Source organism: Pseudomonas sp. PvP001 (assembly GCF_040546375.1).
In the GTDB taxonomy this organism is placed as follows: Bacteria; Pseudomonadota; Gammaproteobacteria; order Pseudomonadales; family Pseudomonadaceae; genus Aquipseudomonas; species Aquipseudomonas coleopterorum.
This window is the reverse complement of record NZ_JBEPNQ010000001.1, coordinates 3,728,857-3,754,101: the sequence shown is the minus strand read 5'-3', so window position 1 is coordinate 3,754,101 and position 25,245 is coordinate 3,728,857. Positions and strand designations below refer to the sequence as shown.

The 25,245-nt window shown below is 62.8% G+C and carries 17 protein-coding genes, 1 tRNA gene and 3 pseudogenes; 12 read left to right on the top strand and 9 right to left on the bottom strand.

Going from position 1 to position 25,245, the window contains the following annotated elements; all coding sequences use genetic code 11:
* The first annotated feature begins 382 nt into the window (after nucleotides 1–382).
* From rne to ABMD26_RS17175, 4 genes are all read left to right on the top strand, one after another.
* Complete coding sequence (rne, locus tag ABMD26_RS17190; protein ID WP_134723397.1) at nucleotides 383–3,802, top strand: ribonuclease E; 3,420 nt, start codon at nucleotides 383–385, stop codon at nucleotides 3,800–3,802.
* A 143-nt stretch (nucleotides 3,803–3,945) separates the two neighbouring features.
* Nucleotides 3,946–4,022, top strand: a tRNA-Met gene (locus tag ABMD26_RS17185).
* 234 nt (nucleotides 4,023–4,256) lie between these two features.
* Nucleotides 4,257–6,911, top strand: coding sequence for a bifunctional lysylphosphatidylglycerol flippase/synthetase MprF (gene mprF, locus ABMD26_RS17180; RefSeq protein WP_354310874.1), 2,655 nt, complete (start codon nucleotides 4,257–4,259; stop codon nucleotides 6,909–6,911).
* Nucleotides 6,911–8,191: a virulence factor family protein gene (locus tag ABMD26_RS17175; RefSeq protein WP_354310872.1), complete on the top strand. Its 1,281-nt coding sequence runs from the start codon at nucleotides 6,911–6,913 to the stop codon at nucleotides 8,189–8,191. The genes mprF and ABMD26_RS17175 overlap by 1 nt, the downstream gene beginning before the upstream one ends.
* Before the next feature lie 141 nt (nucleotides 8,192–8,332).
* Here ABMD26_RS17175 and ABMD26_RS17170 read toward each other — a convergent pair.
* Nucleotides 8,333–10,232 (bottom strand): annotated as a pseudogene (locus ABMD26_RS17170) (potassium transporter Kup).
* Nucleotides 10,233–10,428: 196 nt separating this feature from the next.
* On the opposite strand from ABMD26_RS17170, the gene rimO reads away from it, so the two are divergent.
* From rimO to tsaA, 4 genes are all read left to right on the top strand, one after another.
* A complete protein-coding gene (rimO, locus tag ABMD26_RS17165; RefSeq protein ID WP_049862251.1) occupies nucleotides 10,429–11,766 on the top strand; it encodes a 30S ribosomal protein S12 methylthiotransferase RimO in 1,338 nt (445 codons plus the stop codon).
* 152 nt (nucleotides 11,767–11,918) lie between these two features.
* The gene (locus ABMD26_RS17160) at nucleotides 11,919–12,629 is read left to right on the top strand and encodes an rRNA pseudouridine synthase (RefSeq protein WP_320522522.1); all 711 of its coding nucleotides are present in this window, start codon (nucleotides 11,919–11,921) and stop codon (nucleotides 12,627–12,629) included.
* Nucleotides 12,630–12,684: 55 nt separating this feature from the next.
* The gene (locus ABMD26_RS17155) at nucleotides 12,685–13,146 is read left to right on the top strand and encodes a YehS family protein (protein WP_090359721.1); all 462 of its coding nucleotides are present in this window, start codon (nucleotides 12,685–12,687) and stop codon (nucleotides 13,144–13,146) included.
* Nucleotides 13,147–13,151: 5 nt separating this feature from the next.
* Nucleotides 13,152–13,844: a tRNA (N6-threonylcarbamoyladenosine(37)-N6)-methyltransferase TrmO gene (tsaA, locus tag ABMD26_RS17150; RefSeq protein WP_354310869.1), complete on the top strand. Its 693-nt coding sequence runs from the start codon at nucleotides 13,152–13,154 to the stop codon at nucleotides 13,842–13,844.
* A gap of 64 nt (nucleotides 13,845–13,908) precedes the next feature.
* Here tsaA and fpr read toward each other — a convergent pair whose 3' ends face one another.
* A complete protein-coding gene (gene fpr, locus ABMD26_RS17145; protein ID WP_002554680.1) occupies nucleotides 13,909–14,688 on the bottom strand; it encodes a ferredoxin-NADP reductase in 780 nt (259 codons plus the stop codon).
* Between the two features lie 118 nt (nucleotides 14,689–14,806).
* On the opposite strand from fpr, the gene ABMD26_RS17140 reads away from it, so the two are divergent.
* Nucleotides 14,807–15,733 (top strand): LysR family transcriptional regulator, encoded by a 927-nt coding sequence (locus ABMD26_RS17140; RefSeq protein WP_134723403.1) that lies wholly within the window; start codon nucleotides 14,807–14,809, stop codon nucleotides 15,731–15,733.
* A 13-nt stretch (nucleotides 15,734–15,746) separates the two neighbouring features.
* Here ABMD26_RS17140 and ABMD26_RS17135 read toward each other — a convergent pair whose 3' ends face one another.
* From ABMD26_RS17135 to ABMD26_RS17125, 3 genes and pseudogenes are all read right to left on the bottom strand, one after another.
* On the bottom strand, nucleotides 15,747–16,109 hold the full coding sequence (locus tag ABMD26_RS17135; RefSeq protein ID WP_056843836.1) for a diacylglycerol kinase: 363 nt from the start codon (nucleotides 16,107–16,109) through the stop codon (nucleotides 15,747–15,749).
* Nucleotides 16,110–16,179: 70 nt separating this feature from the next.
* A complete protein-coding gene (gene erdR / locus ABMD26_RS17130) occupies nucleotides 16,180–16,830 on the bottom strand; it encodes a response regulator transcription factor ErdR (protein ID WP_049862258.1) in 651 nt (216 codons plus the stop codon).
* 134 nt (nucleotides 16,831–16,964) lie between these two features.
* Nucleotides 16,965–17,676: pseudogene (locus ABMD26_RS17125) on the bottom strand (tRNA-uridine aminocarboxypropyltransferase).
* Between the two features lie 182 nt (nucleotides 17,677–17,858).
* On the opposite strand from ABMD26_RS17125, the gene ABMD26_RS17120 reads away from it, so the two are divergent.
* On the top strand, nucleotides 17,859–18,263 hold the full coding sequence (locus ABMD26_RS17120) for a PA3611 family quorum-sensing-regulated virulence factor (RefSeq protein ID WP_049862260.1): 405 nt from the start codon (nucleotides 17,859–17,861) through the stop codon (nucleotides 18,261–18,263).
* A gap of 60 nt (nucleotides 18,264–18,323) precedes the next feature.
* Here ABMD26_RS17120 and recX read toward each other — a convergent pair whose 3' ends face one another.
* From recX to ABMD26_RS17105, 3 genes are all read right to left on the bottom strand, one after another.
* Entirely contained in the window at nucleotides 18,324–18,791 is a 468-nt protein-coding gene (gene recX / locus ABMD26_RS17115; protein ID WP_082484628.1) for a recombination regulator RecX, read from the bottom strand.
* 7 nt (nucleotides 18,792–18,798) lie between these two features.
* A complete protein-coding gene (recA, locus tag ABMD26_RS17110; RefSeq protein WP_043185156.1) occupies nucleotides 18,799–19,869 on the bottom strand; it encodes a recombinase RecA in 1,071 nt (356 codons plus the stop codon).
* Nucleotides 19,870–19,954: 85 nt separating this feature from the next.
* A complete protein-coding gene (locus ABMD26_RS17105) occupies nucleotides 19,955–20,455 on the bottom strand; it encodes a CinA family protein (protein WP_192000914.1) in 501 nt (166 codons plus the stop codon).
* Nucleotides 20,456–20,662: 207 nt separating this feature from the next.
* Here ABMD26_RS17105 and mutS point away from each other — a divergent pair.
* Nucleotides 20,663–23,232: pseudogene (gene mutS / locus ABMD26_RS17100) on the top strand (DNA mismatch repair protein MutS).
* Between the two features lie 138 nt (nucleotides 23,233–23,370).
* On the top strand, nucleotides 23,371–23,694 hold the full coding sequence (fdxA, locus tag ABMD26_RS17095; RefSeq protein ID WP_043185148.1) for a ferredoxin FdxA: 324 nt from the start codon (nucleotides 23,371–23,373) through the stop codon (nucleotides 23,692–23,694).
* A 495-nt stretch (nucleotides 23,695–24,189) separates the two neighbouring features.
* Here the strand turns inward: fdxA and rpoS are convergent, their stop codons facing one another.
* Nucleotides 24,190–25,194, bottom strand: a complete 1,005-nt coding sequence (gene rpoS / locus ABMD26_RS17090) for an RNA polymerase sigma factor RpoS (protein WP_049862264.1) — start codon at nucleotides 25,192–25,194, stop codon at nucleotides 24,190–24,192.
* Between the last annotated feature and the right edge of the window lie 51 nt (nucleotides 25,195–25,245).

Genomic DNA, 25,245 nt, shown 5'->3' with positions numbered 1-25,245 from the left:
TGAAGTTCGCGATATTGCCAACCCGTTGCGGATTCAGCGCGCGGCAGCACCCGAATTATCAGGGATACGTGTAGGGTGGAGATGCACAACCGTCGGACCGTGTAGTACCGCGTCACGGCAGGAAGCAGCCTCAGGCACTTCTGCCATGCCGGTCTTGAACAAGACGCTCAAGGGCGTCCACGCCAGACGATTGATTCCTCCTCCTGACTGAGTGCTTTTGACACCACAGCAAGCAGGACGCGTCGTCGCGGTTCCGCCCCTGTTGGGCAGACATCGCTGGACACTGCAGTGGCCTAGGCCCTGTTGACGCACCTGACACCGACCGTGAGAAGTCGTGTGTGCCGAACGCCGTTTCCGGCAGCCCGGAAACCGACGGTACTACATGAAAAGAATGCTGATTAACGCAACTCAACCCGAAGAGTTGCGTGTTGCCCTGGTAGACGGCCAGCGCCTCTACGACCTGGACATCGAGTCCGGCGCCCGCGAGCAGAAGAAGGCCAACATCTATAAAGGCCGCATCACTCGCATCGAACCCAGCCTTGAGGCCGCCTTCGTCGACTTCGGCTCGGAACGCCACGGCTTCCTGCCCCTCAAGGAAATCTCCCGCGAATACTTCAAGAAAAATCCTGAAGGCCGCGTCAACATCAAGGAAGTCCTGAGCGAAGGCCAGGAAGTCATCGTTCAGGTCGAGAAGGAAGAGCGCGGCAACAAGGGCGCAGCCCTGACCACGTTCATCAGCCTGGCCGGTCGTTACCTGGTGCTGATGCCCAACAACCCACGGGCCGGCGGCATCTCCCGTCGCATCGAAGGCGAAGAGCGCAACGAGCTGCGCGAAGCACTCAATGGCCTGGTGGCTCCGGCCGACATGGGTCTAATCGTCCGCACTGCCGGCCTGGGCCGCAGCAGCGAAGAGATGCAGTGGGACCTGGACTACCTGCTGCAACTGTGGACCGCGATCAAGGAAGCCTCCCTGGACCGCTCCGCGCCATTCCTGATCTACCAGGAAAGCAACGTCATCATCCGCGCCATCCGCGACTACCTGCGCCAGGACATCGGCGAAGTGCTGATCGACAGCGTCGAAGCCCAGGACGAAGCCCTGACCTTCATCCGCCAGGTGATGCCGCAGTACGCCAGCAAGATCAAGCTGTACGAAGACAGCGTCCCCCTGTTCAACCGCTTCCAGATCGAAAGCCAGATCGAGACCGCCTTCCAGCGCGTGGTCGAACTGCCTTCCGGTGGCTCGATCGTCATCGACCCGACCGAAGCACTGGTGTCCATCGACATCAACTCGGCGCGCGCCACCAAGGGCAGCGACATCGAAGAAACCGCCCTGCAGACCAACCTCGAAGCCGCCGAAGAGATCGCTCGTCAGTTGCGCCTGCGCGACATCGGCGGCCTGATCGTCATCGACTTCATCGACATGACCCCGGCCAAGAACCAGCGCGCCGTGGAAGACAAGGTCCGCGAATCGCTGGAAGCCGACCGCGCCCGTGTCCAGGTGGGTCGTATCTCCCGCTTCGGCCTGCTGGAAATGTCCCGTCAACGCCTGCGCCCTTCGCTGGGCGAAAGCAGCGGCATCGTCTGCCCACGCTGCAGCGGCACCGGGATCATCCGTGACGTCGAATCGCTGTCGCTGGCCATCCTGCGCCTGATCGAAGAAGAAGCCCTGAAGGACCGCACTGCCGAAGTCCGCGCCCAGGTGCCGATTCCAGTCGCTGCCTTCCTGCTCAACGAAAAACGCAATTCGATCACCAAGATCGAACTGCGCACCCGCGCCCGCATCGTGATCCTGCCGAACGATCACCTGGAAACGCCGCACTTCGAAGTGCAGCGCCTGCGCGACGACAGTCCGGAAGCCCATAGCGGCCAGTCCAGCTACGAAATCGCCGCTGCTGCCGCTGAAGTCGAAGAGGTCCAGCCAGCCGCTGCCACTCGCACCCTGGTTCGCCAGGAAGCGGCGGTGAAAACCGCGCCGACCCGCACCGCTGCCCCCGTTTCCGCGGAAGAAGCTGCCCCGGTGGCTGCTGCAGCACCGACGCCGGCGCCTGCTCCCCAGATCGCCGAGCCAAGCCTGTTCAAGGGGCTGGTCAAGTCACTGGTCAGCCTGTTCGCCACCAAGGAAACGCCTGCCGCTCCGGTGGTCGTCGAGAAGCCTGCCGCCACCGCCCCCGAGCGCCCGGCGCGCGAAGAGCGTCGCAACGGTCGTCAGCAGAGCCGCAACCGCAGCAGCAATCGCCGCGACGAAGAACGCAAGCCGCGTGAAGATCGCGCACCGCGTGAAGACCGCGCCGCCCGCGAAGACGCACCCGCCGCACGTGAAGAACGCCCTGCCCGCGCGCCTCGCGAGGAACGCCAGCCGCGCGCTCCGCGTGAAGACCGCCGCCCACGCAACGGTGGCGACGACGCACCACGGGTACGTGAACTGCGCGAGCCTCTGGACGCACCGACCGCTCGCGAAGAACGCCCGGCCCGCGAAGAGCGTGCTCCACGTGAAGAGCGCGTGACCCGCGAAGAGCGCGCTCCTCGTGAGGAACGTGCACCGCGTGAAGAGCGTCCGGCCCGTGAAGAACGCGCACCACGCGAGGAACGTCCGGCCCGTGAAGAACGCCAGCCTCGCGTTGCCCGCGAAGAACGCGCAGCGCATCCGGAACAGGCATCCGAAACCGACGCCGACACTGCCGAAGACGTGCTGAACAGCGAGGAGCTGCTGCAGGACGACAACCAGGAAGGCAACGACGGCGATCGTCCGCGTCGCCGCTCCCGTGGTCAGCGTCGCCGCAGCAACCGTCGCGAACGTCAACGCGATGCCAACGGTGACGTGATCGAAGGCTCGGAAGAGTCCAACGAGTCGACTACCCAAGGCGAGTCCAACGGTGCAGCCCTGGCCGCCAGCGTTGCCGTCACAGCCGCAGTCGCGGAAAACGCCATCAGCGCTTCTGCCGAAGCGCAGGCCCACGAACAGGCCGAACAGGCCAATCGCACCGTGCAACCTGCCGCTGCCCAGGAAGCCGACGCTGAAGGCGAAAGCCTGGCCGCGCCGGAAATCGTTGCCACTGCGCCGACCGCCGAAGCCGCCGTCGACACACCGGTTGCCACCCCTGTCCAGGCGGACAGCCCTGCCGAAGTCGAACGCCCTGCAACGGTCTCGGCACCGGACACCTGGGCTGCGCCTGCCAACGAAAGCGCTGCACCTGTGGTCGAGCAACAGCCCGTCGTCGAAGCAGCCCATCCTGCCGAGACTCACGAGCCAGTGCAGCAGGACGTCGCCGAACCGGTGGAAGTAACGCCTCCGTTCGACACCACCCCTGCGCCGATCAGCCAGCCCGGCGCCGACGTCGAAGTAGACGCACCGGTGGTCGTCGATCCTGCACAGGTCAACGAGCCTGCGCTCCAGCCGCGCGCCGTGCCAGCCGCCGAAGAAGTGCCTTCGTTGCCTGCCGAGCCTGCCCTGCACCAGATCAGCGAACCTGCTGCTGTGGAGCCGTCGCCTGTCGAACCAGTCGCGGTCGAACCTGCCGCCGTCGAGCCTGTGACGGTAGAACCGGTCATCGTGCCGGTTGCCGAACCTGCTCCTGCGAGCGAGCCTGTGGTGGTTGCACAACCCGAGCCGCTCAAGGAAGCCGAACCGGCACCGGTGCTGCCAAGCAACGGCCGTGCGCCCAACGATCCTCGCGAAGTGCGTCGTCGCAAGCGCGAAGCCGAGGAAGCCGCGAAGCTCGCCGCGCTCAAGCCTGAAACTGAAGTATCGAGCGCTGCTGACAGCGCGCAAGGTACTCAGGACGAGCCCAAGCCACTGGTGTAATCACTGCGTGTGAATCAGCCCCCGCCGCCCACGCGCCGGGGGCTTTTTCTTGCCTGCCGCTCAGATATCCGGGCTGATTTGAAGCTTAATGCATCTAATGCGTTGACAGCCTGCCAGGTATCTGTAGAATGCGCCTCCACAGACGCGGGATGGAGCAGTCTGGTAGCTCGTCGGGCTCATAACCCGAAGGTCGTCGGTTCAAATCCGGCTCCCGCAACCAAACATCGGAAGGGCCACTCTATAAACGGGTGGCCTTTTTCGTATGCGCTCGAAAAAGCCAATAGCCACCTAACGAAGGCTGCGCGCGAGCAATGTGAAAATTGCTTTACAGTTGGCCAGGCGCCGGTCACCCATGGCGCACAGGCGTTAGAATGGCGCGAATTATTTTTTCCACAGGGATTGGTACTTTGACGGGATCCCGGCATCCTGTTGCGCACAATCCAAGAGGTGATTGATGCGCTCTGACTTGCCCGACTCAACCGCTATGGAACTCCCACCTGCCGCTGCCGCCGGCCCGATCAAGCCCGAGCGCGCTCGCTGGCTGGATCTGCTGAGCCGCTACCGCCAGCCGGTGGGGCTGGCCGTTACCCTGTTGCTGTTTGCCATCGCCCTGCTCGCCTGTCGGCATCTGCTCAGCGAACTGGACATCTACGCGCTGCACGACTCGGTACTGGCCACGCCGCCTGCCGCACTGGGCGGAGCCTTGCTGGCCATGGTCTGCGGCTTCATCATTCTGCTGGGCTATGAATGGTCCGCCAGCCGCTATGCCAATGTGACCCTCCCTGCACGCACCTTGGCCCTGGGGGGCTTTACCTCGTTCGCCATCGGCAACGCCATCGGCTTGTCGATGCTGTCCGGCGGTTCGGTTCGTTACCGGTTGTACTCGCGACTGGGCGTGGGTGCGGGCGAAGTCGCGCGCATGACCTTGTTCGCCAGCCTTTCACTGGGCTGTGCATTGCCGCCGCTTGCCGCCGTGGCCACCCTGAGCAGCCTGCCCGCCGCCTCGTTGGCCTTGGGGCTCTCGCAAGGGTTGCTGGGAACCATCGCCGCGATCGTGCTGCTACTGACTGCGCTGCTGGTGCTGGGCGTCTATCGACGTCGTCTTGCCGAACAGCCGCTGGCCGATAACCTGCTGGTCCGCGCCGGACGTCGCACCCTGCGCTTGCCGAGTGCGCGCCTGACCCTGCTGCAACTGGTCATCACCGCACTGGACGTGGTGGCAGCCGCCACCGTGCTCTATCTGTTGCTGCCCGAGGCTCCGCCGTTCGGTGCCTTCGTGCTGATCTACCTGCTGGCCCTCGCCGCCGGTGTGCTCAGCCACGTACCTGGCGGCGTCGGGGTGTTCGAGGCGATTCTGCTCGCAGCGTTCGCCGACACCCTGGGCGCCGCGCCCCTGGCTGCGGCGCTGCTGCTGTACCGCCTGATCTATGTCGTGCTGCCGATGCTGGTGGCGTGCGTGCTGCTGCTGGCCAACGAAGCGCGCCGTTTGTTCTTCGCCCAACAGGCCATTCGCGTGGCCTCCGGGCTCGCCGCCCCCATCCTGGCGGTGCTGGTGTTCCTGTCCGGCGTCGTCCTGCTGTTCTCCGGTGCGACCCCGGAGATCGATACGCGCCTGCAGGACCTGGGCTTTCTGATCCCCCACCGCCTGATCGATGCTTCGCACCTGGGTGCCAGCCTGGTGGGCGTGCTGTGCCTGCTGCTGGCACAAGGGTTGCGCCGTCGCCTGTCGGCCGCATGGGTATTGACCATGGTGCTGCTGCTGGTAGGTGCCGTGCTGTCGCTGCTCAAGGGCTTCGACTGGGAAGAGGCCTCGCTGCTGTGCATGACCGCACTGCTGCTTGCCGTCTTCAAACGCTCCTTCTACCGGCCCAGCCGCCTGCTGGAGCTGCCGTTCTCCCCGCTGTACCTGATCGCCAGCGTGTGCGTGGTGGGTGCGTCGATCTGGTTGCTGTTCTTCGCCTACCAGGACGTGCCCTACAGCACCAAGCTGTGGTGGCAGTTTGCGTTGGATGCCGATGCACCCCGCGGCCTGCGTTCGGCCCTGGGCAGCGCAGTGTTGTTGATCGTGGTTGCGCTGACCTGGCTGCTGCGCACCGCGCGCCCGGTGATCCATCTGCCCACACCCGAGGAACTGCAGCGCGCCGCGACCATTCTCAAGGCGTCGCATCAACCCGATGGTGGCTTGGCCCTGACCGGCGACAAGGCGCTGCTGTTCCACCCCAAGGATGAAGCCTTTCTGATGTATGCCCGCCGCGGGCGTAGCCTGGTGGCGCTGTACGACCCCATCGGTCCGACCCAGCCGCGCGCCGAAATGATCTGGCAGTTCCGCGACCTTTGCGACTTTCACCACGCGCGCCCGGTGTTCTATCAGGTCCGGGCCGAGAACCTGCCGTTCTACATGGACATCGGCCTGACCGCGATCAAGCTGGGGGAAGAGGCCCGCGTCGACTTGCACGCTTTCGATCTGGAAGCCAAGGGCAAGGAGATGAAGGACCTGCGCTACACCTGGAACCGCGGCACCCGCGACGGTCTGTCACTGGAGATCTACGAACCGGGACAGGCGCCGCTGGACGAGCTCAAGGTCATTTCCGATGCCTGGCTCACGGGCAAGAACGTACGGGAGAAGGGTTTTTCCCTGGGCCGCTTCAGTCCGGAATACCTGAACCATTTCCGCATCGCGATCGTCCATTTCGAAGGCAAGCCGGTGGCGTTCGCCAACCTGCTGGAAACCGACAGCAGGGAGCTTGCCAGCCTGGACCTGATGCGTGCGCATCCCCAGGCGCCCAAGCTGACCATGGAGTTCATGATGGTAGGCTTGATCCAGCACTACAAGAAACACGGCTACGGACGCTTCAGTCTGGGCATGGTGCCGCTGTCCGGTCTGCAACCGCGACGCGGTGCTCCCTTGACCCAGCGCCTGGGCTCGATGGTGTTCAATCGTGGCGAGCAGTTGTACAACTTCCAGGGCCTGCGCCGGTTCAAGGACAAGTTCCAGCCTACCTGGGAGCCTCGCTACATGGCCGTGCCGGCGGGCCTTGATCCGCTGGTGGCACTGGCCGATACCGCCGCCCTCATTGCAGGTGGCCTGACAGGATTGGTGAAACGCTGATGATTCGACGTTACTGGCGCAAGTTGTTCGCCTTGATCGTGGTACTGCTGCTGGCAGCTGCCGGCTACTACTGGTGGGCCACTCGCCCTGTCCCGGCTGCCCAGCTCAGCGCACAACGCCTGAGCAACGGCAGCGAAGCTCGCGATGTCGTCCCCGGTACGCGGACCAAGTCCCGGGTGGCGATCGCACTGCCCGCCGCCGAAGCCCTGACCGACAAGCAGTTGCTGGACTTGAGCCGGGACGCCTCCGCGCACATCGTCCAGGTGATCCTGCCGGAAACCGACTGCAGCGCGCAGCAAGCCGCCTTGAATGCCGCCATCGAGCGACTCGACGCCAAACCGGATCTGGTGGCGGGGATCGGCCCGGGCGCCTCGCTGGCCTGGCGCTGGCTGGCCACGCAGGACAACGACAAGGCCCAGGCCGTGTCGGTGGATCTGAGCGTGGAGAAACCCGACGGCTGTCTGCCCGAGTTGCCGAAGAAGGCCGAGCATGGTCAATGGATGGTGGCCTGGAACGACAACCCCGACGACGCCAGCGCCGCGTTCGTGCGCGACCAACCCAATGCGCAGACCGTCATCAGCGATTACGATGTGAAGCTGCCGCAGGTGTTGAAGAATCAGGTCACCGATATTCTGGTCGGCGATGAAGGCACCCACCTGGCCATCCCTGTGGTCGAGGTGCCCGCAACGCAGACCAACGACACCGTCAGCCTGTTCCTTTCCGGCGACGGCGGCTGGCGCGACCTCGACAAGGCGGTGGCCGGGGACATGGCGACCATGGGTTACCCAACGGTAGGGATCGACACCCTGCGCTATTACTGGGAGCACAAGACACCCGAGCAAAGCGCCGACGATTTGGTCGAACTGATGCATTACTACCGACAGAAATGGGGCGCGAAGCGCTTCGTGCTGACCGGCTATTCGTTCGGTGCCGACGTGCTGCCAGCCATCTACAACCGCCTGCCCGCCGAGGAACAGAACAGCGTCAGCGCGATCATCCTGCTGGCCTTCGCGCGCAGTGGCAGCTTCGAGATCGAAGTCGAGGGATGGCTGGGCAACGCGGGCAAGGAGGCACCTACCGGCCCGGAAATGGCCAAGCTACCGGCCGCCAAGGTGGTCTGCGTTTACGGCGAGGAAGAGGCCGATGAAAGCGGCTGCACCGAAGCCACCGCAGTGGGTGAGAAAATGAAGCTGCCAGGCGGGCATCACTTCGACGAGAACTACCCGGCGCTGGCCAAGCGTCTGGTGCAGCAGATCGACAAGCGTACCGGCTCGAACTGATCCTGCTCCAAAAACAAAGCCCCGGACCTGAACAGGTGCCGGGGCTTTTTTGTGGGGGGCAGGTAGGGCCTCTTCGCGGGCACTGCCGGCTCCTGCAGGGGAGTCGAGTCAGCAATGGGCATGCCCTGCCGCTGCTTCTCCCTACATCTCCACCTGCGTACCCAGCTCGATCACCCGATTCACCGGCAGCTTGAAGAAGCGCAGGTTGCCGTTGGCGTTCTTCAGCATGAAGGCGAACAACTGCTCGCGCCAACGCGCCATGCCGGCCAGCTTGGAGGGGATCACCGTTTCGCGACTGAGGAAATAGGTGGTACGCATCGGGCTGAAGTCCAGGTCCGGCAGATCACACAGGGCCAAGGCGCACGGTACGTCCGGTTCATCCATGAAGCCGTAGTGCAGAATCACCCTGAAGAACCCCTCACCATAGCTTTGCACTTCGAATCTACGGCCCACTGGCACCCGCGGCGTGTCCTCGTTGACCACCGTCAACAGCACCACTTGCTCATGCAGCACCTGGTTGTGCAGCAGGTTATGCAACAGCGCATGGGGTACGGCATCGGAGCGCGCGGTCAGGAACACCGCCGTGCCCTGGACGCGATGTGGTGGCTGCACGCTGATGCTGCCGATGAAGATCGGCAGCGGCAGTCCGCCCTCGTCGATCCGCTCGACCAGCAGTTGCTTGCCGCGCTTCCAGGTGGTCATGAGGATGAACAGCACGGTCCCCGCCAGCACCGGAAAGGCACCGCCCTGGATGATCTTCGGCACGTTGGCGGCGAAGAACAGGCCATCCACCAGCAGGCAGCCGATCAGCACCGGCACCGCCAGCACCGGCGGCCATTTCCACAACAGCAGCATCACCGCCGAGACCAGAATGGTCGTCATCAGCATGGTGCCCGTGACCGCCACACCGTAGGCCGAAGCCAGGGCGCCGGAGGATTCGAAGCCGATCACCAACAGCACCACGCCGACCATCAACGCCCAGTTCACCGCACCTATGTAGATCTGCCCCTGCTCGCTGCTCGACGTGTGCTGAATGTGCATGCGCGGGATATAGCCCAGCTGAATGGCCTGCTGGGTGAGGGAAAAGGCGCCGGAAATCACTGCCTGCGAAGCGATCACGGTGGCCAGGGTGGACAATGCCACCAAGGGCACCAGGGCCCAGCCCGGCGCCAGCAGGAAGAACGGATTGCGCGCCGCTTCGGGGTTTTCCAGCAGCAGGCCACCCTGACCGAAGTAGTTCAGCACCAGAGCGGGCAATACCAGGATGAACCAGGCGCGAGCGATCGGCTTGCGGCCGAAATGGCCCATGTCGGCGTACAGCGCTTCGGCGCCGGTCAATGCCAGCACCACGGCGCCCAAAATCGCCACGCCCATGCCGGGATGAACGATGAAGAAGCGCACTGCCCACACCGGATTCAACGCCTTGAGCACCTCGGGGTGCTGGTACACGCCGTACGCGCCGAGCAGCCCCAGCACCAGAAACCATATCACCATCACCGGCCCGAACAGCTTGCCGATACGCTGGGTGCCGTGTTTCTGGATCAGGAACAAAGCCACCAGCACCACCAGCGCCATGGGCACAACCCAGCGCTCCAGGCCATCGAAGGCCAACTCCATGCCCTCGATCGCCGAAAGCACCGAGACGGCCGGAGTGATCATGCTGTCGCCGTAGAACAGCGCCGCACCGGCCAATCCGCACACCACCATCAATGCGCGGAGCCTGGGCAGTGATGAAGTGGCGCGGGTCGCCAGTGCCGTCAGGGCCATGATGCCGCCCTCGCCCTGGTTGTCGGCGCGCAGCACGAACAGCATGTATTTGATCGAGACCACCCAGATCAGCGACCAGAAGATCAACGAGAGGATACCCAGCACGCCATCGTGGGAAATGGGGCACGCCGTAGCCCCCGGAAAAGACCTCCTTGAGGGTGTACAGCGGACTGGTGCCGATGTCGCCATATACGACGCCGACCGCTGCCACCAGCATGCCGATCGGGCGGGCAGTCGAATGCCCACCATTGCCGTCACTACTTGCCTGAACCATCGACTACTCCTGCGACCTTGATTTGTAACGCCATGTGGCGCGACGCGGCGAAGCATAGCGCAGCACTCGTCGTAATTCCTCGCATAATGCTGGTCAAGAGACCTCGCCATCGCTAGAATTGCGCACTTTTTGATCAGAGGCGTACCCAGCGCCCGCCAGTGCGGCCCACGAGGCCCTATCGATACCGAGGTTAGCCATGTCCACCACTCCTTCGTCGGCCGCTCCAAAGGTCGGCTTCGTCTCGCTGGGTTGCCCCAAGGCCCTGGTCGACTCCGAGCGCATCCTGACTCAGTTGCGCATGGAAGGTTACCAAGTGGTACCGACCTATGAAGACGCCGACGTCGTGGTGGTCAACACCTGTGGCTTCATCGACACCGCCAAGGCCGAGTCGCTGGAAGTGATCGGCGAGGCGCTCAAGGAAAACGGCAAGGTCATCGTCACCGGCTGCATGGGCGTCGAAGAGAATGCCATTCGCAAGGTGCATCCCAGCGTGCTGTCGGTCACCGGCCCTCAGCAATACGAGCAGGTGGTCAACGCCGTGCACGAAGTGGTGCCACCGCGTCAGGACCACAACCCGCTGATCGACCTGGTACCGCCGCAGGGCATCAAGCTCACGCCGCGTCACTATGCCTACCTGAAGATTTCCGAAGGCTGCAACCACAGCTGCAGCTTCTGCATCATTCCCTCGATGCGCGGCAAGCTGGTCAGCCGCCCGGTGGGCGATGTCCTGAGCGAAGCCGAGCGCCTGGTCAAGGCCGGGGTCAAGGAAGTGCTGGTCATTTCCCAGGACACCAGCGCCTACGGGGTGGACGTCAAGTACAAGACCGATTTCTGGAACGGTCGACCGGTCAAGACGCGCATGCTCGAACTGTGCGAAGCCCTTAGCAGCCTGGGCGTCTGGGTCCGCCTGCATTACGTGTACCCCTACCCCAACGTCGACGACATCATTCCGCTGATGGCCGCCGGCAAGATCCTGCCGTACCTCGACATCCCGTTCCAGCACGCCAGCCCGAAAGTGCTCAAGGCGATGAAGCGCCCGGCCTTCGAAGACAAGACCCTGGCGCGCATCAAGAAGTGGCGCGAGCAGTGCCCGGATCTGATCATCCGCTCGACCTTCATCGTCGGCTTCCCCGGCGAAACCGAAGAGGATTTCCAGTACCTGCTGGACTGGCTGAGCGAGGCCCAGCTGGACCGCGTCGGCTGCTTCCAGTACTCGCCGGTCGAAGGCGCGCCGGCCAACCTGCTGGACGCCGACATCGTTGCGGACGACGTGAAGCAGGACCGTTGGGACCGTTTCATGGCGCACCAGCAGGCGATCAGTGCGGCACGCCTGCAGATGCGCATCGGCAAGCGCGTGGAAGTGCTGATCGATGAGGTCGAGGAACAGGGCGCTGTCGGCCGCTGCTTCTTCGATGCGCCGGAAATCGACGGTAACGTGTTCATCGACGATGCCACTCACCTCAAGCCGGGCGACAAGGTCTGGTGCACCATCGTCGACGCCGACGAATACGATTTGTGGGCCGAACTGGCCTGACTCCAGGCGCTCTGACCTACCGTGCAAGCAGGCGGCGACCGACCCGGTTCGCCGTCGCGCCCACTGCCGTTGCCGGACGCTGGGCAATCTGCGCGGGCTTAACCGCCGCCAGACAGTTACACTAGCGCCCTTTCCCAGCTACGGCCGCAGTCATGTCTGAACCCATTCGTCTCTCCAAACGCCTCATCGAACTGGTCGGGTGTTCCCGCCGCGAGGCTGAACTCTTCATCGAAGGCGGCTGGGTGTCCGTTGACGGCGTGGTGGTCGACGAACCGCAGTTCAAGGTGGACGCACAGAAGGTCGAGCTCGACCCGCAGGCCAAGGCCGAAGCGCCGGAGCCGGTCACCCTGTTGCTGCACCAGGCGCCGGGACAGAGCGCCGAAGAGGCGCTGGCCGCCCTTGACGCCCAGACCTTGTCCAGCGAACACGCCTTCGGCAAACGCCCGCTCAAGGGCCACTTCCTGCGCCTGAGCTGCGCGGCCGAGTTGCCGGCCAACGCCAGTGGCCTGCAGATTTTCACCCAGGACTGGAAGACCCTGCGCAAGCTGACCGCCGACGCGGCCAAGATCGAACAGGAATACGTCGTGGAAGTGACGGGCGAAATGAGCCCCCACGGCCTCAATCGCCTCAATCACGGCGCGCTGTACAAAGGCAAGGCACTGCCGGCGGTCAAGGCCAGTTGGCAGAACGAGACACGCCTGCGCTTCGCCATGAAGAACCCCGCACCGGGCGTACTGCAGCAACTGTGCGCCAGTGTCGGCCTGACGATCGTCTCGATCCGCCGCATCCGTGTCGGTGGGGTGTCGATGGGCAAGCTGCCGCTGGGCCAGTGGCGCTACCTGACGAGCAAGGAAAAGTTCTGAACCCTCTCTTTTTCCGGCGCTGCCTGGGCAGTGTCGTTCAACCAGGACCTACACCATGATTCACAACGATGTACTGCGCAGCGTGCGCTACATGCTCGACATCAGCGATGGCAAGGTGGCTGACATCACTGCCCTGGGCGGACTGGAAATCAGCAAGGCCGACGTCATCGCCTACACCAAAAAAGACGAGGAAGAAGGCTTCGTGCATTGCCCGGACGCGGTCCTGGCGCACTTCCTCGACGGCCTGGTGATCTATCGCCGTGGTCGTGACGAGAGCCGCCCGGCCCAGCCGGTCGAGCTGCCAGTGACCAACAACATCGTGTTGAAGAAACTGCGCGTGGCCTTCGAGCTCAAGGAAGACGACATGCACGCCGTGCTCAAGTCGGTGGACTTTCCGGTGTCCAAGCCCGAGCTGAGCGCCCTGTTTCGCAAGTTCGGCCATAACAACTACCGTCCCTGTGGCGACCAGCTGCTGCGCAACTTCCTCAAGGGCCTGACCCTGCGAGTCCGCGGTTAAGCCCTATGGCCTATAGCGTCGAACCCATCGGTTTTGTCCGCTCCTGCTTCAAGGAAAAATTCGCCATCCCGCGCCAGCCCCAACTGGCGCCGGCCGCGCGCGGTGTGCTTGAGCTGCTGCCACCGTTCGATCAGGGCGAGGCTGTGCAGGGCCTGGAACAGGTCAGCCATGTGTGGCTGCTGTTCATGTTCCATGAGGCCCTGGAAGACAAGCCACGCTTGAAGGTTCGCCCACCACGGCTGGGGGGCAACCAGTCGATCGGCGTCTTCGCCACCCGCGCCACCCATCGACCCAACGGCATCGGCCAGTCAGTGGTGCGCCTGGACAAGGTCGAGGGTGCGCGTCTGCACCTCTCCGGCATCGATCTGCTGGACGGCACGCCCGTGCTGGACATCAAACCCTACGTGCCCTATGCAGACAACGTGCCTGGCGCCGTCAACGCGATCGCCAGCGCCGCGCCCGATCCTATTGCCGTGCAGTGGCAGGAGGCCGGTCTGGTGCAAGCCCGAACGCATGCCGCGCGCCTGGGACAGCCCTTGGTCGAACTGATCGAACAGTGCCTGGCCCAGGACCCACGTCCGGCCTACCAGAAACCCGCGCCGGAGCGCGAATACGGTGCGCGGTTCTGGGATGTGGACGTGCGCTGGCACTACCCGCAACCCGGCCTGATTCGTGTGCTGGAAGTGGTGTTTCCCTAGACCTTTTCACAGACCACAAAAAAACCGCCCGAGGGCGGTTTTTTTCAGGATGCTGCTCAGCCGCTTACTTCTCGACGAAGGCGCGCTCGATCAGGTAGTCACCCGGCTCACGCATGCGTGGCGAAACGGTCAGGCCGAAGCTGTTGAGCACTTCGCTGGTCTCGTCGAGCATGCTCGGACTGCCGCACAGCATGGCACGGTCGTCCTGCGGGTTGATCGGCGGCAGGCCGATGTCGCTGAACAGCTTGCCGCTGCGCATCAGGTCGGTCAGGCGGCCTTCGTTCTCGAACGGCTCACGCGTCACGGTGGGGTAGTAGATCAGCTTGTCGCGCAGGGCTTCACCGAAGAACTCGTTCTGCGGCAGGTGCTCGGTGATGAACTCGCGGTAGGCGACCTCGTTCACGTAACGCACGCCGTGGCAGAGAATGACCTTCTCGAAGCGCTCGTAGGTTTCCGGATCCTGGATGACGCTCATGAACGGCGCCAGGCCAGTACCGGTGCTCAGCAGGTAGAGGTGCTTGCCCGGCTTCAGGTCGTCGAGGACCAGGGTGCCGGTGGGCTTCTTGCTGATGATGATCTCGTCGCCTTCCTTGAGGTGCTGCAGCTGCGAGGTCAGCGGGCCGTCAGGCACCTTGATGCTGAAGAACTCCAGATGCTCTTCCCAGTTCGGGCTGGCGATCGAGTAGGCGCGCATAAGCGGGCGGCCGTTGGGCTGCTGCAGGCCGATCATCACGAACTGCCCGTTCTCGAAGCGCAGGCCCGGATCGCGGGTGCACTTGAAGCTAAACAGGGTGTCATTCCAGTGATGAACACTGAGTACACGTTCGTGGTTCATGTTGCTCATGTACGGGGCTCCTAGAAAAAGCGTACGCCTGACAGGGGCGCGAGTGCGCAGTAGTTTACGGGGATCAACAATATCTGTTAAATGGATTATTGAGATATGGGTAATCGGTTATATAGATATGCGATTCACACTCCGCCAATTGCAAGTCTTCGTCACCGTGGCCCAGCAGGAAAGCGTGTCGCGCGCTGCCAACCTGCTGTCGCTGTCGCAGTCGGCAGCCAGCACCTCCATCACCGAGCTTGAGCGGCAATCGAGCTGTCAGTTGTTCGACCGCGCCGGCAAGCGCCTGAGTCTCAACGCCCTGGGCCATCAATTGCTCCCCCAGGCCGTGGCCCTGCTCGACCAGGCCAAGGAAATCGAAGACCTGCTCAACGGCAAGTCCGGATTCGGGTCGCTGGCGGTGGGCGCGACCTTGACCATCGGCAACTACCTGGCCACTTTGCTGATCGGCCGCTTCATGCAGGTGCACCCGGAAAGCCAGGTCAAGCTGCACGTACAGAACACCGCCAACATCGTCCAGCAGGTCGCCCATTACGAAATCGACCTGGGCTTGATCGAAGGCGACTGCAGTCATCCCGACATCGAGGTGCAGCCGTGGGTCGAAGACGAACTGGTGGTGTTCTGCGCACCGCGTCACCCATTGGCTTGCGTACCCAGCGCCAGCCTGGCGCTGCTGACCCAGGAGGCGTGGATTCTGCGCGAACAAGGCTCGGGCACGCGCCTGACCTTTGACCAAGCCATGCGCCACCATCGCCTGGCACTCAACATCCGCCTCGAACTGGAACACACCGAAGCGATCAAGCGTGCCGTGGAGTCCGGGCTGGGCATCGGCTGCATCTCGCGACTGGCCTTGCGCGACGCCTTTCGGCGCGGCAGCCTGGTGCCGGTCCACACGCCCGAACTGGATCTGGCGCGACAGTTCTACTTCATCTGGCACAAACGCAAATACCAGACGTCGGCGATGCGCGAGTTTCTCGAACTGTGCCGCGCCTTCACCGCCGGCGCCCAGCGCAGCGACGAAATCGTGCTGCCCGACATTGCCTGACTTCAGGCGCCGGTCACAGCAGAATCACCGCCCACACCAGCACGATCATGGTCAGCGCGACGAACTGGGCGGCGCTGCCCATGTCCTTGGCATTCTTCGACAACGGATGACGCTCCAGCGAGATGCGGTCGATGGCCGCCTCGATCGCCGAATTGAGCAGCTCCACGATCAACGCCAGCAAGCACACGGCAATGAGCACCGCCCGCTCCACACGGCTGACCTGCAGCAAAAAGCTTACCGGCACCAGCACGACGTTGAGCAGCACCAATTGGCGGAACGCGGCTTCGCCGGTGAACGCGGCGCGCAGGCCGTCAAAGGAGTAGCCGGTGGCGTTGAGAATACGTTTGAGGCCGGTCTGGCCCTTGAAAGGTGACATGCGCGACGATCCGGAAAGGGAAAACGGCCGACACTGAAACGTTCGGCATTGAAAGAGGTGACGAAACAGCTCAGTTCGCGGAGGTGGACTCCAGTTGTTGCAACAGCAAGGCGGCCTGGGTGCGAGTCCGCACGCCCAGCTTGCGGAAGATCGCCGTCACGTGGGCCTTGATCGTGGCTTCCGACACCCCGAGTTCGTAGGCGATCTGCTTGTTCAGCAGCCCTTCGCAGACCATGGTGAGCACCCGGAACTGTTGCGGCGTCAAGCTGGCCAGTCCTTCGCTGGCAGCCTTGGCTTCAGCCGAGACGCTGACCGCCTCGAACGCCTGCGGCGGCCACCACACCTCCCCATCCAGCACATCACGCACGGCGGCCTGGATGGTTTCCAGCGGACTCGACTTGGGGATGAAGCCACTGGCACCAAATTCACGCGAGCGCACCATGACCCAGGCGTCCTCCTGGGCCGAGACCATCACCACCGGGATCTGCGGGTACTGGCCACGCAGCAAGACCAGTCCCGAGAAGCCATAGGCGCCTGGCATGTTGAGATCCAGCAGCACCAGGTCCCAGTCGGCCTTTTCATCGAGACGCCCCTCGAGCTCGGCAATGCTCGCCACCTCGACCAGACGCACGTCCGCGCCCAGTCCCATGGTCAAGGCCTGGTGCAGCGCACTGCGGAACAGAGGATGGTCGTCGGCGATCAGGATTTCGTAAGTGGCCATCGATCACAGGATTCCAGGAAATGAAGCCGCTCGGACAGTACCGCCCGATTCGGCGCCAAGAATGCCGACCCCGCTCATGGTGGTCAAGCGACTCCACGGCCAGAGTCGACTCGGATTCGACACAGTGCCCAGAATTATAGGTAGTCGGCCAGGAACCGATGCCCCGCATCCGTCTCGTCGACGGGCTCCTGGAATTTCGCCGCCAGGTAGTGTGCACTGAACACGTCCAGATAGGCATCCAGCACTCGCGCTGCCGCCTCGTCCCCGGCCAACTCCAGACACAGCGCGGCCACCTCGGCCGTGCAGAAGTGATCATCACGCTTGGAACGGCGCAAGGTGTAGCGCGAAAGTTGCTCAGGCGCCAGACTCAGCACCGGCAGCGAGGCCAGATAGGGGCTCTTGCGGAACATCTTTCGCGCTTCGGTCCAGGTGGCGTCCAGCAAGATGAACAGCGGACGCCGGCCGGGTTGCGGAGTCACGCTGTTCGTCACCCGCTGCGGCTCGACGAATTCTCCGGGAAAGACCAGGTAGGGTTGCCACTGTGGGTCGGCCAGCAGCGCCAGCAACTGTGGGTCGACACCCACCCGTGACCACATGAAGGCATGGGTGTCGGCGATCACGTCCGCGATCAGCCAACCGGTATTGCTGGGTTTCATGGGTTCGACGTCATGCATCAGCAGGCACATGGCCGATTGCGCAGCGACGCTGGGGCGCCAGGCGCACAGACAGTACTGGGGAATGACCCGGCAACGGCGGGCAGCGCGGCGCACGCGAACCCCTTGCGGTAAATGGCTGGGTACTGCGCGCCAGACGCTCGCTGCGCAGACGGAAAACGGCATGGCTCATTGCAGATCACGCTGGGAACTGGGGCGCGGATTCTAACAGAGCTGACCCTGGCAGCGATGCCGATGGTGAGCGGACGTGTCGCACCGTATAATCCGCCTACCCTCAGAGGTGGGTGAACGCCTGTACCATCGACAGGTCTTACGCCCACTTGTCTTGCCCGGCTTTTTGCCCAGGAGTGTTTCATGCTGCGCTTTATCGCCCCATCCTTCGCCTTGCTGCTTGCCCTGCCGCTGGCCGCCCACGCTGCCTCGTTGAAGGAGATGGAGCTGTCGAAAAACCTGCAGAAAGTCGCTCAGCAAAGCAGTGTGGGTACGCCGCGCGCAATCAACGAGGACATCCTCGATCAAGGTTTCACCGTCGAAGGCAACCAGTTGATCAACCATCTGAGCGTTCGCGAAAGCCAGGCCGAAGAGATGCGCCGTGATCCCAAAACCGTGTACCTGCAGCTGGGTGCCAGCGTGTGTCGCAACAAGGGATTCCGCAACCTGATGGCACAGGGTGCCGTGATGCGCTACGACTTCACCGAATACAAGACCAATCGCACCATCGGTACTCAGTCCTACACCGCCAAGGATTGCGGCAAATAATACTCTGAGAAAAGTGACGGTGCTCCTCGCCGAGCACCGCTGACTCAACGGCGAAAAGGGTCAGTCCAGATCCTTGCCGTTGAGTAGACGGGAAATCAGCTCCATCGGGTAGCCCCGATAAGCCAGAAAGCGGGTCTGCTGGGCTCGCTCCTTGGCTTCAATGGGAAGCCTGGCGGCGAACTTGCGCTCCCAGACATCACGCAGCTGTACGCCCCAATCGAATCCGCTTTGACGAAGTGCCTGTTCGACATCAGCCCGCTGCAGACCGCGCTGGGTCAGGTCCTCGCGTATCCGCGCAGGCCCGTAGCCCGAGTTGGCTCGGTAGCGAATGAAGCTTTCCAGATAACGCGCTTCGGACAACAAGCCTTCGTCGGTGAGACGATCAAGCTCGGTGTCGATCATTTCGGGGGAGGCGCCGCGCTGACGCAATTTGCGCGTCAGCTCGACTCGACCGTGCTCGCGACGTGCGAGCAGGTCCATGGCAGACCGTCGCACGGCGACGGGTGTATCCAGTACGACAGGTGGCATGGGCTAATCAGAAATCAGCTTCTGCTTCAGCCGTGTCGGCAGCGGGTGCAGTCGCCGCCGATGCCTTGTCTGCTGCCGCCTTGTCGGTACCGCCGGTCAGCAGTTTGTCGCGGATCTGCTTCTCGAGAGTGGCCTTGATTTCCGGGTTGTCTTGCAGGAACTTGGCCGAGTTGGCCTTGCCCTGACCGATCTTGCTGCCCTGGTAGCTGTACCAGGCACCCGACTTCTCCAGCAGCCCATTGGCCACACCCAGATCGACGATTTCGCCGTTCAGGTAGATGCCCTTGCCGTACAGGATCTGGAACTCGGCCTGACGGAATGGCGGTGCCACCTTGTTCTTGACGACCTTGACGCGAGTTTCGCTGCCTACCACTTCGTCGCCTTCCTTGACTGCGCCGGTGCGGCGGATGTCCAGGCGAACCGAGGCATAGAACTTCAGCGCGTTACCACCGGTGGTGGTTTCCGGGCTGCCGAACATCACGCCGATCTTCATGCGGATCTGGTTGATGAAGATGACCAGGCAGTTGGCGTTCTTGATGTTACCGGTAATCTTGCGCAGCGCCTGGGACATCAGGCGTGCCTGCAGACCCACGTGCATGTCGCCCATCTCGCCTTCGATCTCAGCCTTGGGCACCAGTGCGGCCACGGAGTCGACGATGATCACGTCGACCGCGTTGGAGCGCACCAGCATGTCGGTGATTTCCAGCGCCTGCTCGCCGGTGTCCGGCTGGGAGACCAGCAGGTCGTCGACGTTGACGCCCAGCTTGCCAGCGTATTCGGGATCCAGCGCGTGCTCGGCGTCGACGAAGGCGCAGGTTGCACCGGCCTTCTGAGCCTGGGCGATGACCGAAAGCGTCAGCGTGGTCTTACCCGACGATTCCGGACCGTAGATCTCGACGATCCGGCCTTTTGGCAGACCGCCGATACCCAGCGCGATATCCAGACCGAGCGAACCGGTAGAGATGGCCGGAATCGCTTGGCGATCGTGGTCACCCATGCGCATGACGGCGCCCTTACCGAATTGACGTTCGATCTGACCCAGGGCCGCAGCCAAGGCACGCTTCTTGTTGTCGTCCATTGAAGTCCTCACGTAATCAATAAGGCCTGACGGCCAGAACACCTGTATAAGTAGCCAGTATTATTCCACATACCACGTCCCTCGCCTACCCCGGAAACGGTTTTTCTCCAGCGGCAAGGTGTAACAAACCCTGAAGCGCAGCGACCACGGTTTGCCGGCGCACGGCATCGCGGTCGCCGGCAAACTGCTCGCGCCGGCTGAACAGCCGAGTGCCGTCGGCCCAGGCCAACCACACCGTGCCCACCGGCTTGTCAGCGGAGCCACCGCCAGGGCCGGCGACGCCACTGACTGCCACGGCAAAGCGTGCTCTGCTGTGCTGCTGAGCACCGCGCACCATGGCTTCGACCACCTCGCGGCTGACGGCACCGACCTGTTCGAACAGCTCGGTCGGAACCTGTAACTGGGCGGTTTTCTGCGTATTGGAATAGGTGATGTAACCCGCTTCGAACCATGCCGAGCTGCCGGCGATTCGTGTGATGGCTTCGGCAATGCCACCGCCTGTGCAGGACTCCGCCGTGGTGACCTGGGCGCCGAGGCCAAGCAGGCGCTCGCCGAGGTCGGCAGAGAGTGAGGTCGAGGCGTCCATAGCAGCTCCTTGATAAGGCGGCCAACGAGGCTACGCCCTCGCGCCATGCAGGTCAAAAGTCGCCGTGGCCTGCCTGGATACGACCGATCCGGCGGGCATTCGTGCGACTGCGTCTGCACTGCCAACGTCCTACATCGCAAAAAAAATCCCTGTACTATTGGCGACCTGCCTTACGTCCCCCAAGACACCCGCGAGCTAAGTCCTTGAATGTCCGATTTTTCTAACCACACCCCGATGATGCAACAGTACTGGAAGCTGAAGAACCAGCATCCTGAACAGCTGATGTTCTACCGCATGGGCGATTTCTACGAAATCTTCTACGAAGACGCGAAGAAAGCGGCCAAATTGCTCGACATCACCCTGACTGCCCGTGGCCAGTCGGCGGGGCAGTCGATCCCCATGTGCGGTATTCCCTACCATGCGGCCGAAGGTTACCTGGCCAAGCTGGTCAAGCTGGGCGAATCGGTGGTGATCTGCGAGCAGATCGGCGACCCGGCGACGAGCAAGGGGCCGGTCGAGCGGCAAGTGGTACGCATCATCACCCCGGGTACGGTCAGCGACGAAGCGTTGCTCGACGAGCGTCGCGACAACCTCATCGCGGCCGTGCTGGGCGACGAACGCCTGTTCGGTCTGGCGGTATTGGACATCACCAGCGGCAGCTTCATGGTCATGGAGCTGGCGGGCTGGGAAAACCTGTTGGCGGAGCTTGAGCGGATCAATCCGGTCGAGTTGCTGATTCCCGATGACTGGCCCCAGGGGCTGCCAGCCGAGAAGCGCAAAGGCTCGCGCCGTCGCGCGCCTTGGGACTTCGAGCGCGATACCGCGCACAAGAGCCTGTGTCAGCAGTTCGCCACCCAAGACCTCAAGGGCTTTGGTTGCGAGAAGTTGACCCTGGCCATCGGCGCCGCCGGTTGCCTGCTCGGCTATGCCAAGGAAACCCAGCGCACCGCCCTGCCCCATCTGCGCAGCTTGCGTCACGAACGCCTGGATGACACGGTGGTGCTGGACGGTGCCAGCCGTCGCAACCTGGAGTTGGACACCAACCTGGCCGGCGGGCGCGACAATACCCTGCAATCGGTCATCGACCGCTGCCAGACCGCGATGGGCAGCCGCCTGCTGACGCGCTGGCTCAATCGCCCCCTGCGTGACCTCAAGGTGCTGCAGGCACGCCAGGGCTCGATCAGCTGCCTGCTGGAAGGCTACCGCTTCGAAAGTCTGCAGCCCCAGCTCAAGGAAATCGGCGACATCGAGCGAATCCTCGCGCGGATCGGGTTGCGCAATGCCCGGCCGCGGGACCTGGCGCGGTTGCGTGACGCCCTGGCCGCCCTGCCCGAGCTGCAGGTGGCGATGGCCGAACTCGAAGCGCCGCATCTGGCGCAGCTGGCGGCCATCGCCGGGACCTATCCAGAGCTGGCCGATCTGCTGGCCAAGGCCATCGTCGACAACCCACCTGCGGTGATCCGCGACGGCGGTGTGCTGAAAACCGGTTACGACAGCGAGCTGGACGAACTGCTGTCGCTGAGCGAGAACGCCGGGCAGTTCCTGATCGATCTCGAAGCGCGCGAAAAGGCTCGTACCGGCCTGTCCCATTTGAAGGTGGGCTACAACCGTGTGCACGGGTACTTCATCGAACTGCCCAGCAAGCAAGCCGAGCAGGCACCGGCGGACTACATCCGGCGGCAGACGCTAAAGGGCGCAGAGCGCTTCATCACTCCCGAGCTCAAGGCCTTCGAAGACAAGGCGCTGTCGGCCAAGAGTCGCGCCCTGGCGCGCGAAAAGTCGTTGTACGAAGCGCTGCTGGAAAACCTCATCGGCCATCTGCCGCCTTTGCAGGACACTGCAGCAGCGCTGGCCGAGCTGGATGTGCTGAGCAACCTGGCCGAGCGGGCCCTGAACCTGGACCTCAATCGTCCGCGCTTCGTGGAAGAGCCGTGCCTGCGCATCGGCCAGGGCCGCCATCCGGTTGTCGAGCAAGTGCTGACCACGCCGTTCGTGGCCAACGACCTTAGCCTGGACGACAGCACTCGCATGCTGGTGATCACTGGTCCGAACATGGGCGGTAAGTCCACTTACATGCGGCAGACCGCCTTGATCGTGTTGCTGGCGCACATCGGCAGCTTCGTGCCGCGGCGGCCAGTTGCGAGCTGTCACTGGTCGACCGCATCTTCACCCGCATCGGTTCGAGTGACGATCTGGCCGGCGGCCGGTCGACGTTCATGGTCGAGATGAGCGAGACCGCGAACATTCTGCACAACGCCACCGAGCGCAGCCTGGTGTTGATGGACGAAGTCGGTCGCGGCACCAGCACCTTCGACGGCCTGTCGCTGGCCTGGGCTGCCGCCGAATGCCTGGCCGGACTGCGCGCCTACACGCTGTTCGCCACTCATTACTTCGAGCTGACGGTGCTGCCTGAGAGCCAGCCACTGGTGGCGAACGTGCACCTGAGCGCTACCGAACACAACGAACGCATCGTTTTTCTGCACCATGTGCTCGCCGGTCCCGCCAGCCAGAGTTATGGTCTGGCGGTTGCGCAGTTGGCCGGCGTGCCAGGCGCGGTGATCCAGCGGGCCAAGGAGCACCTGAGCCGTCTGGAAACCACCAGCCTGCCCCACGAGGCCCCGACGCCCGCACCTGGCAAGACGGCCGCGCCGCATCAGGCCGACCTGTTCGCGAGCCTGCCACACCCGGTACTGGAGCAGCTTGCCAAGACCGATATCGATGGACTGACCCCGCGCCAAGCGCTGGAATTGCTCTATGCACTGAAGAACCGGGTCTAACGCTTATTCCTACAAGCTGCTAGAATCCCGCGCGGTTTGGGAATGCCAACGGCTATTAGCCTGGTCTGCGGCTGCCTGTCCCAAACCAAGCGGCCCTGTGAAGGGCTTCGCTGCCGCCGCCTGAGGAGAGAAATAGAAATGACCTTCGTCGTCACCGACAACTGCATCAAGTGCAAGTACACCGACTGCGTGGAAGTCTGTCCGGTGGACTGCTTCTACGAAGGCCCGAATTTCCTGGTGATTCACCCGGATGAGTGCATCGACTGCGCACTGTGCGAGCCAGAATGCCCGGCCCAAGCCATCTTCTCGGAAGATGAGGTGCCCGAAGACATGCAGGAGTTCATCCAGCTGAACGTGGAGTTGGCCGAAGTCTGGCCCAACATTACCGAGAAGAAGGATGCACTGCCTGAAGCCGAAGAGTTCGACGGCGTCAAAGGCAAGATCAAGGATCTGGAGCGCTAAGTCGTTCCTGCTGCCCCGCGCCAGCCCCGTTCGGCCGCGATCACTGAGGTGACGCCCGTTCGAACGGCTGGTGATTTGCTTCCCACCCAAAAAAAAGACAAAAAAAAGGGGCGGTAATGAGCCGCCCACCTTTCCCTGTCCCTTTTATCCCTGTCATCGTCCTGATGAATCGCGTCACTGCGATATCCCTTTTGGGCACTCGATCCTGAGTACCTGTGTCGTCCCTGAACACGCCTTGATATTAACGTATCCAGGAGTTAAGACAACTTCGGTTAATTCTCGCAGAAAGCTGACTTTGGTGTCAGATTATTGAATAAGTTGCGGCGGAACAGACAGTTGCAACCTGCGGGATTTCAAATTACGGAACTTTGACTCGCTTTATAGCCAAAGGCTTACATAACGTCGTCGGAAATACTGACAATCACCTGCAACATTACAGCGGCCAATAAAAACGCCCCTGCGAAAGGGGCGTATTCATTGGCCATGTCGGCGAGCCTATTGAAACAGCGACTCGCTGGACAGCCCGTTCTTCTCGAGTATCTCGCGCAATCGTTTGAGGCCTTCCACCTGGATCTGGCGTACGCGTTCGCGGGTCAGGCCGATCTCCAGACCGACATCCTCCAGCGTGCTGCTCTCGTGCCCGCGCAGGCCGAAACGGCGCACCACCACTTCACGCTGCTTGTCGGTCAGCTCGGACAGCCACTGGTCGATGCTCTGTGACAGATCGTCATCCTGCAGCAGCTCGCAAGGGTCGGTGGGGCGGTCGTCGGTGAGGGTGTCGAGCAGGGTCTTGTCCGAATCCGGCCCCAGCGATACGTCCACCGAAGACACACGTTCATTGAGCCCAAGCATGCGCTTGACCTCGCCCACGGGCTTTTCCAGCAGGTTGGCGATTTCCTCGGGGGACGGTTCGTGGTCGAGCTTCTGCGTGAGCTCGCGCGCGGCGCGCAGGTACACGTTGAGTTCCTTGACCACGTGAATCGGCAGGCGGATGGTACGGGTCTGATTCATGATCGCCCGTTCGATGGTCTGCCGGATCCACCAGGTGGCATAGGTCGAGAAGCGGAAGCCGCGCTCGGGGTCGAATTTCTCGACCGCGCGAATCAGCCCCAGGTTGCCCTCCTCGATGAGGTCGAGCAACGACAGGCCGCGATTGACGTAGCGACGGGCTATCTTCACGACCAGGCGCAGGTTGCTTTCGATCATGCGCTTGCGACCGGCTGGGCAGCCGCTCTGGGAAAGCCGTGCGAAGTGCACCTCTTCTTCGGGTGAAAGCAGAGGTGAAAAACCGATTTCATTCAAATACAACTGGGTCGCGTCGAGCGCCCGCGTGTAATCGATGTACTTGTGCTGTTTGAGCGATGTGGAACTGCGGGCCTTGGTGCGAACCGCGGGTGCAGCAGGTTCTTCGTCCGACATCACATCCAATACGATGCCGGGTTCCATAAGGAGCACCTCATCGTCGATGTCAAACCCCGGCGCTTCTTTGCTGAGAGCCATTGTTATAGTCCTTTGCTGAGTTCGACCTCAAGCTCCAGCGGCGCCAATCTC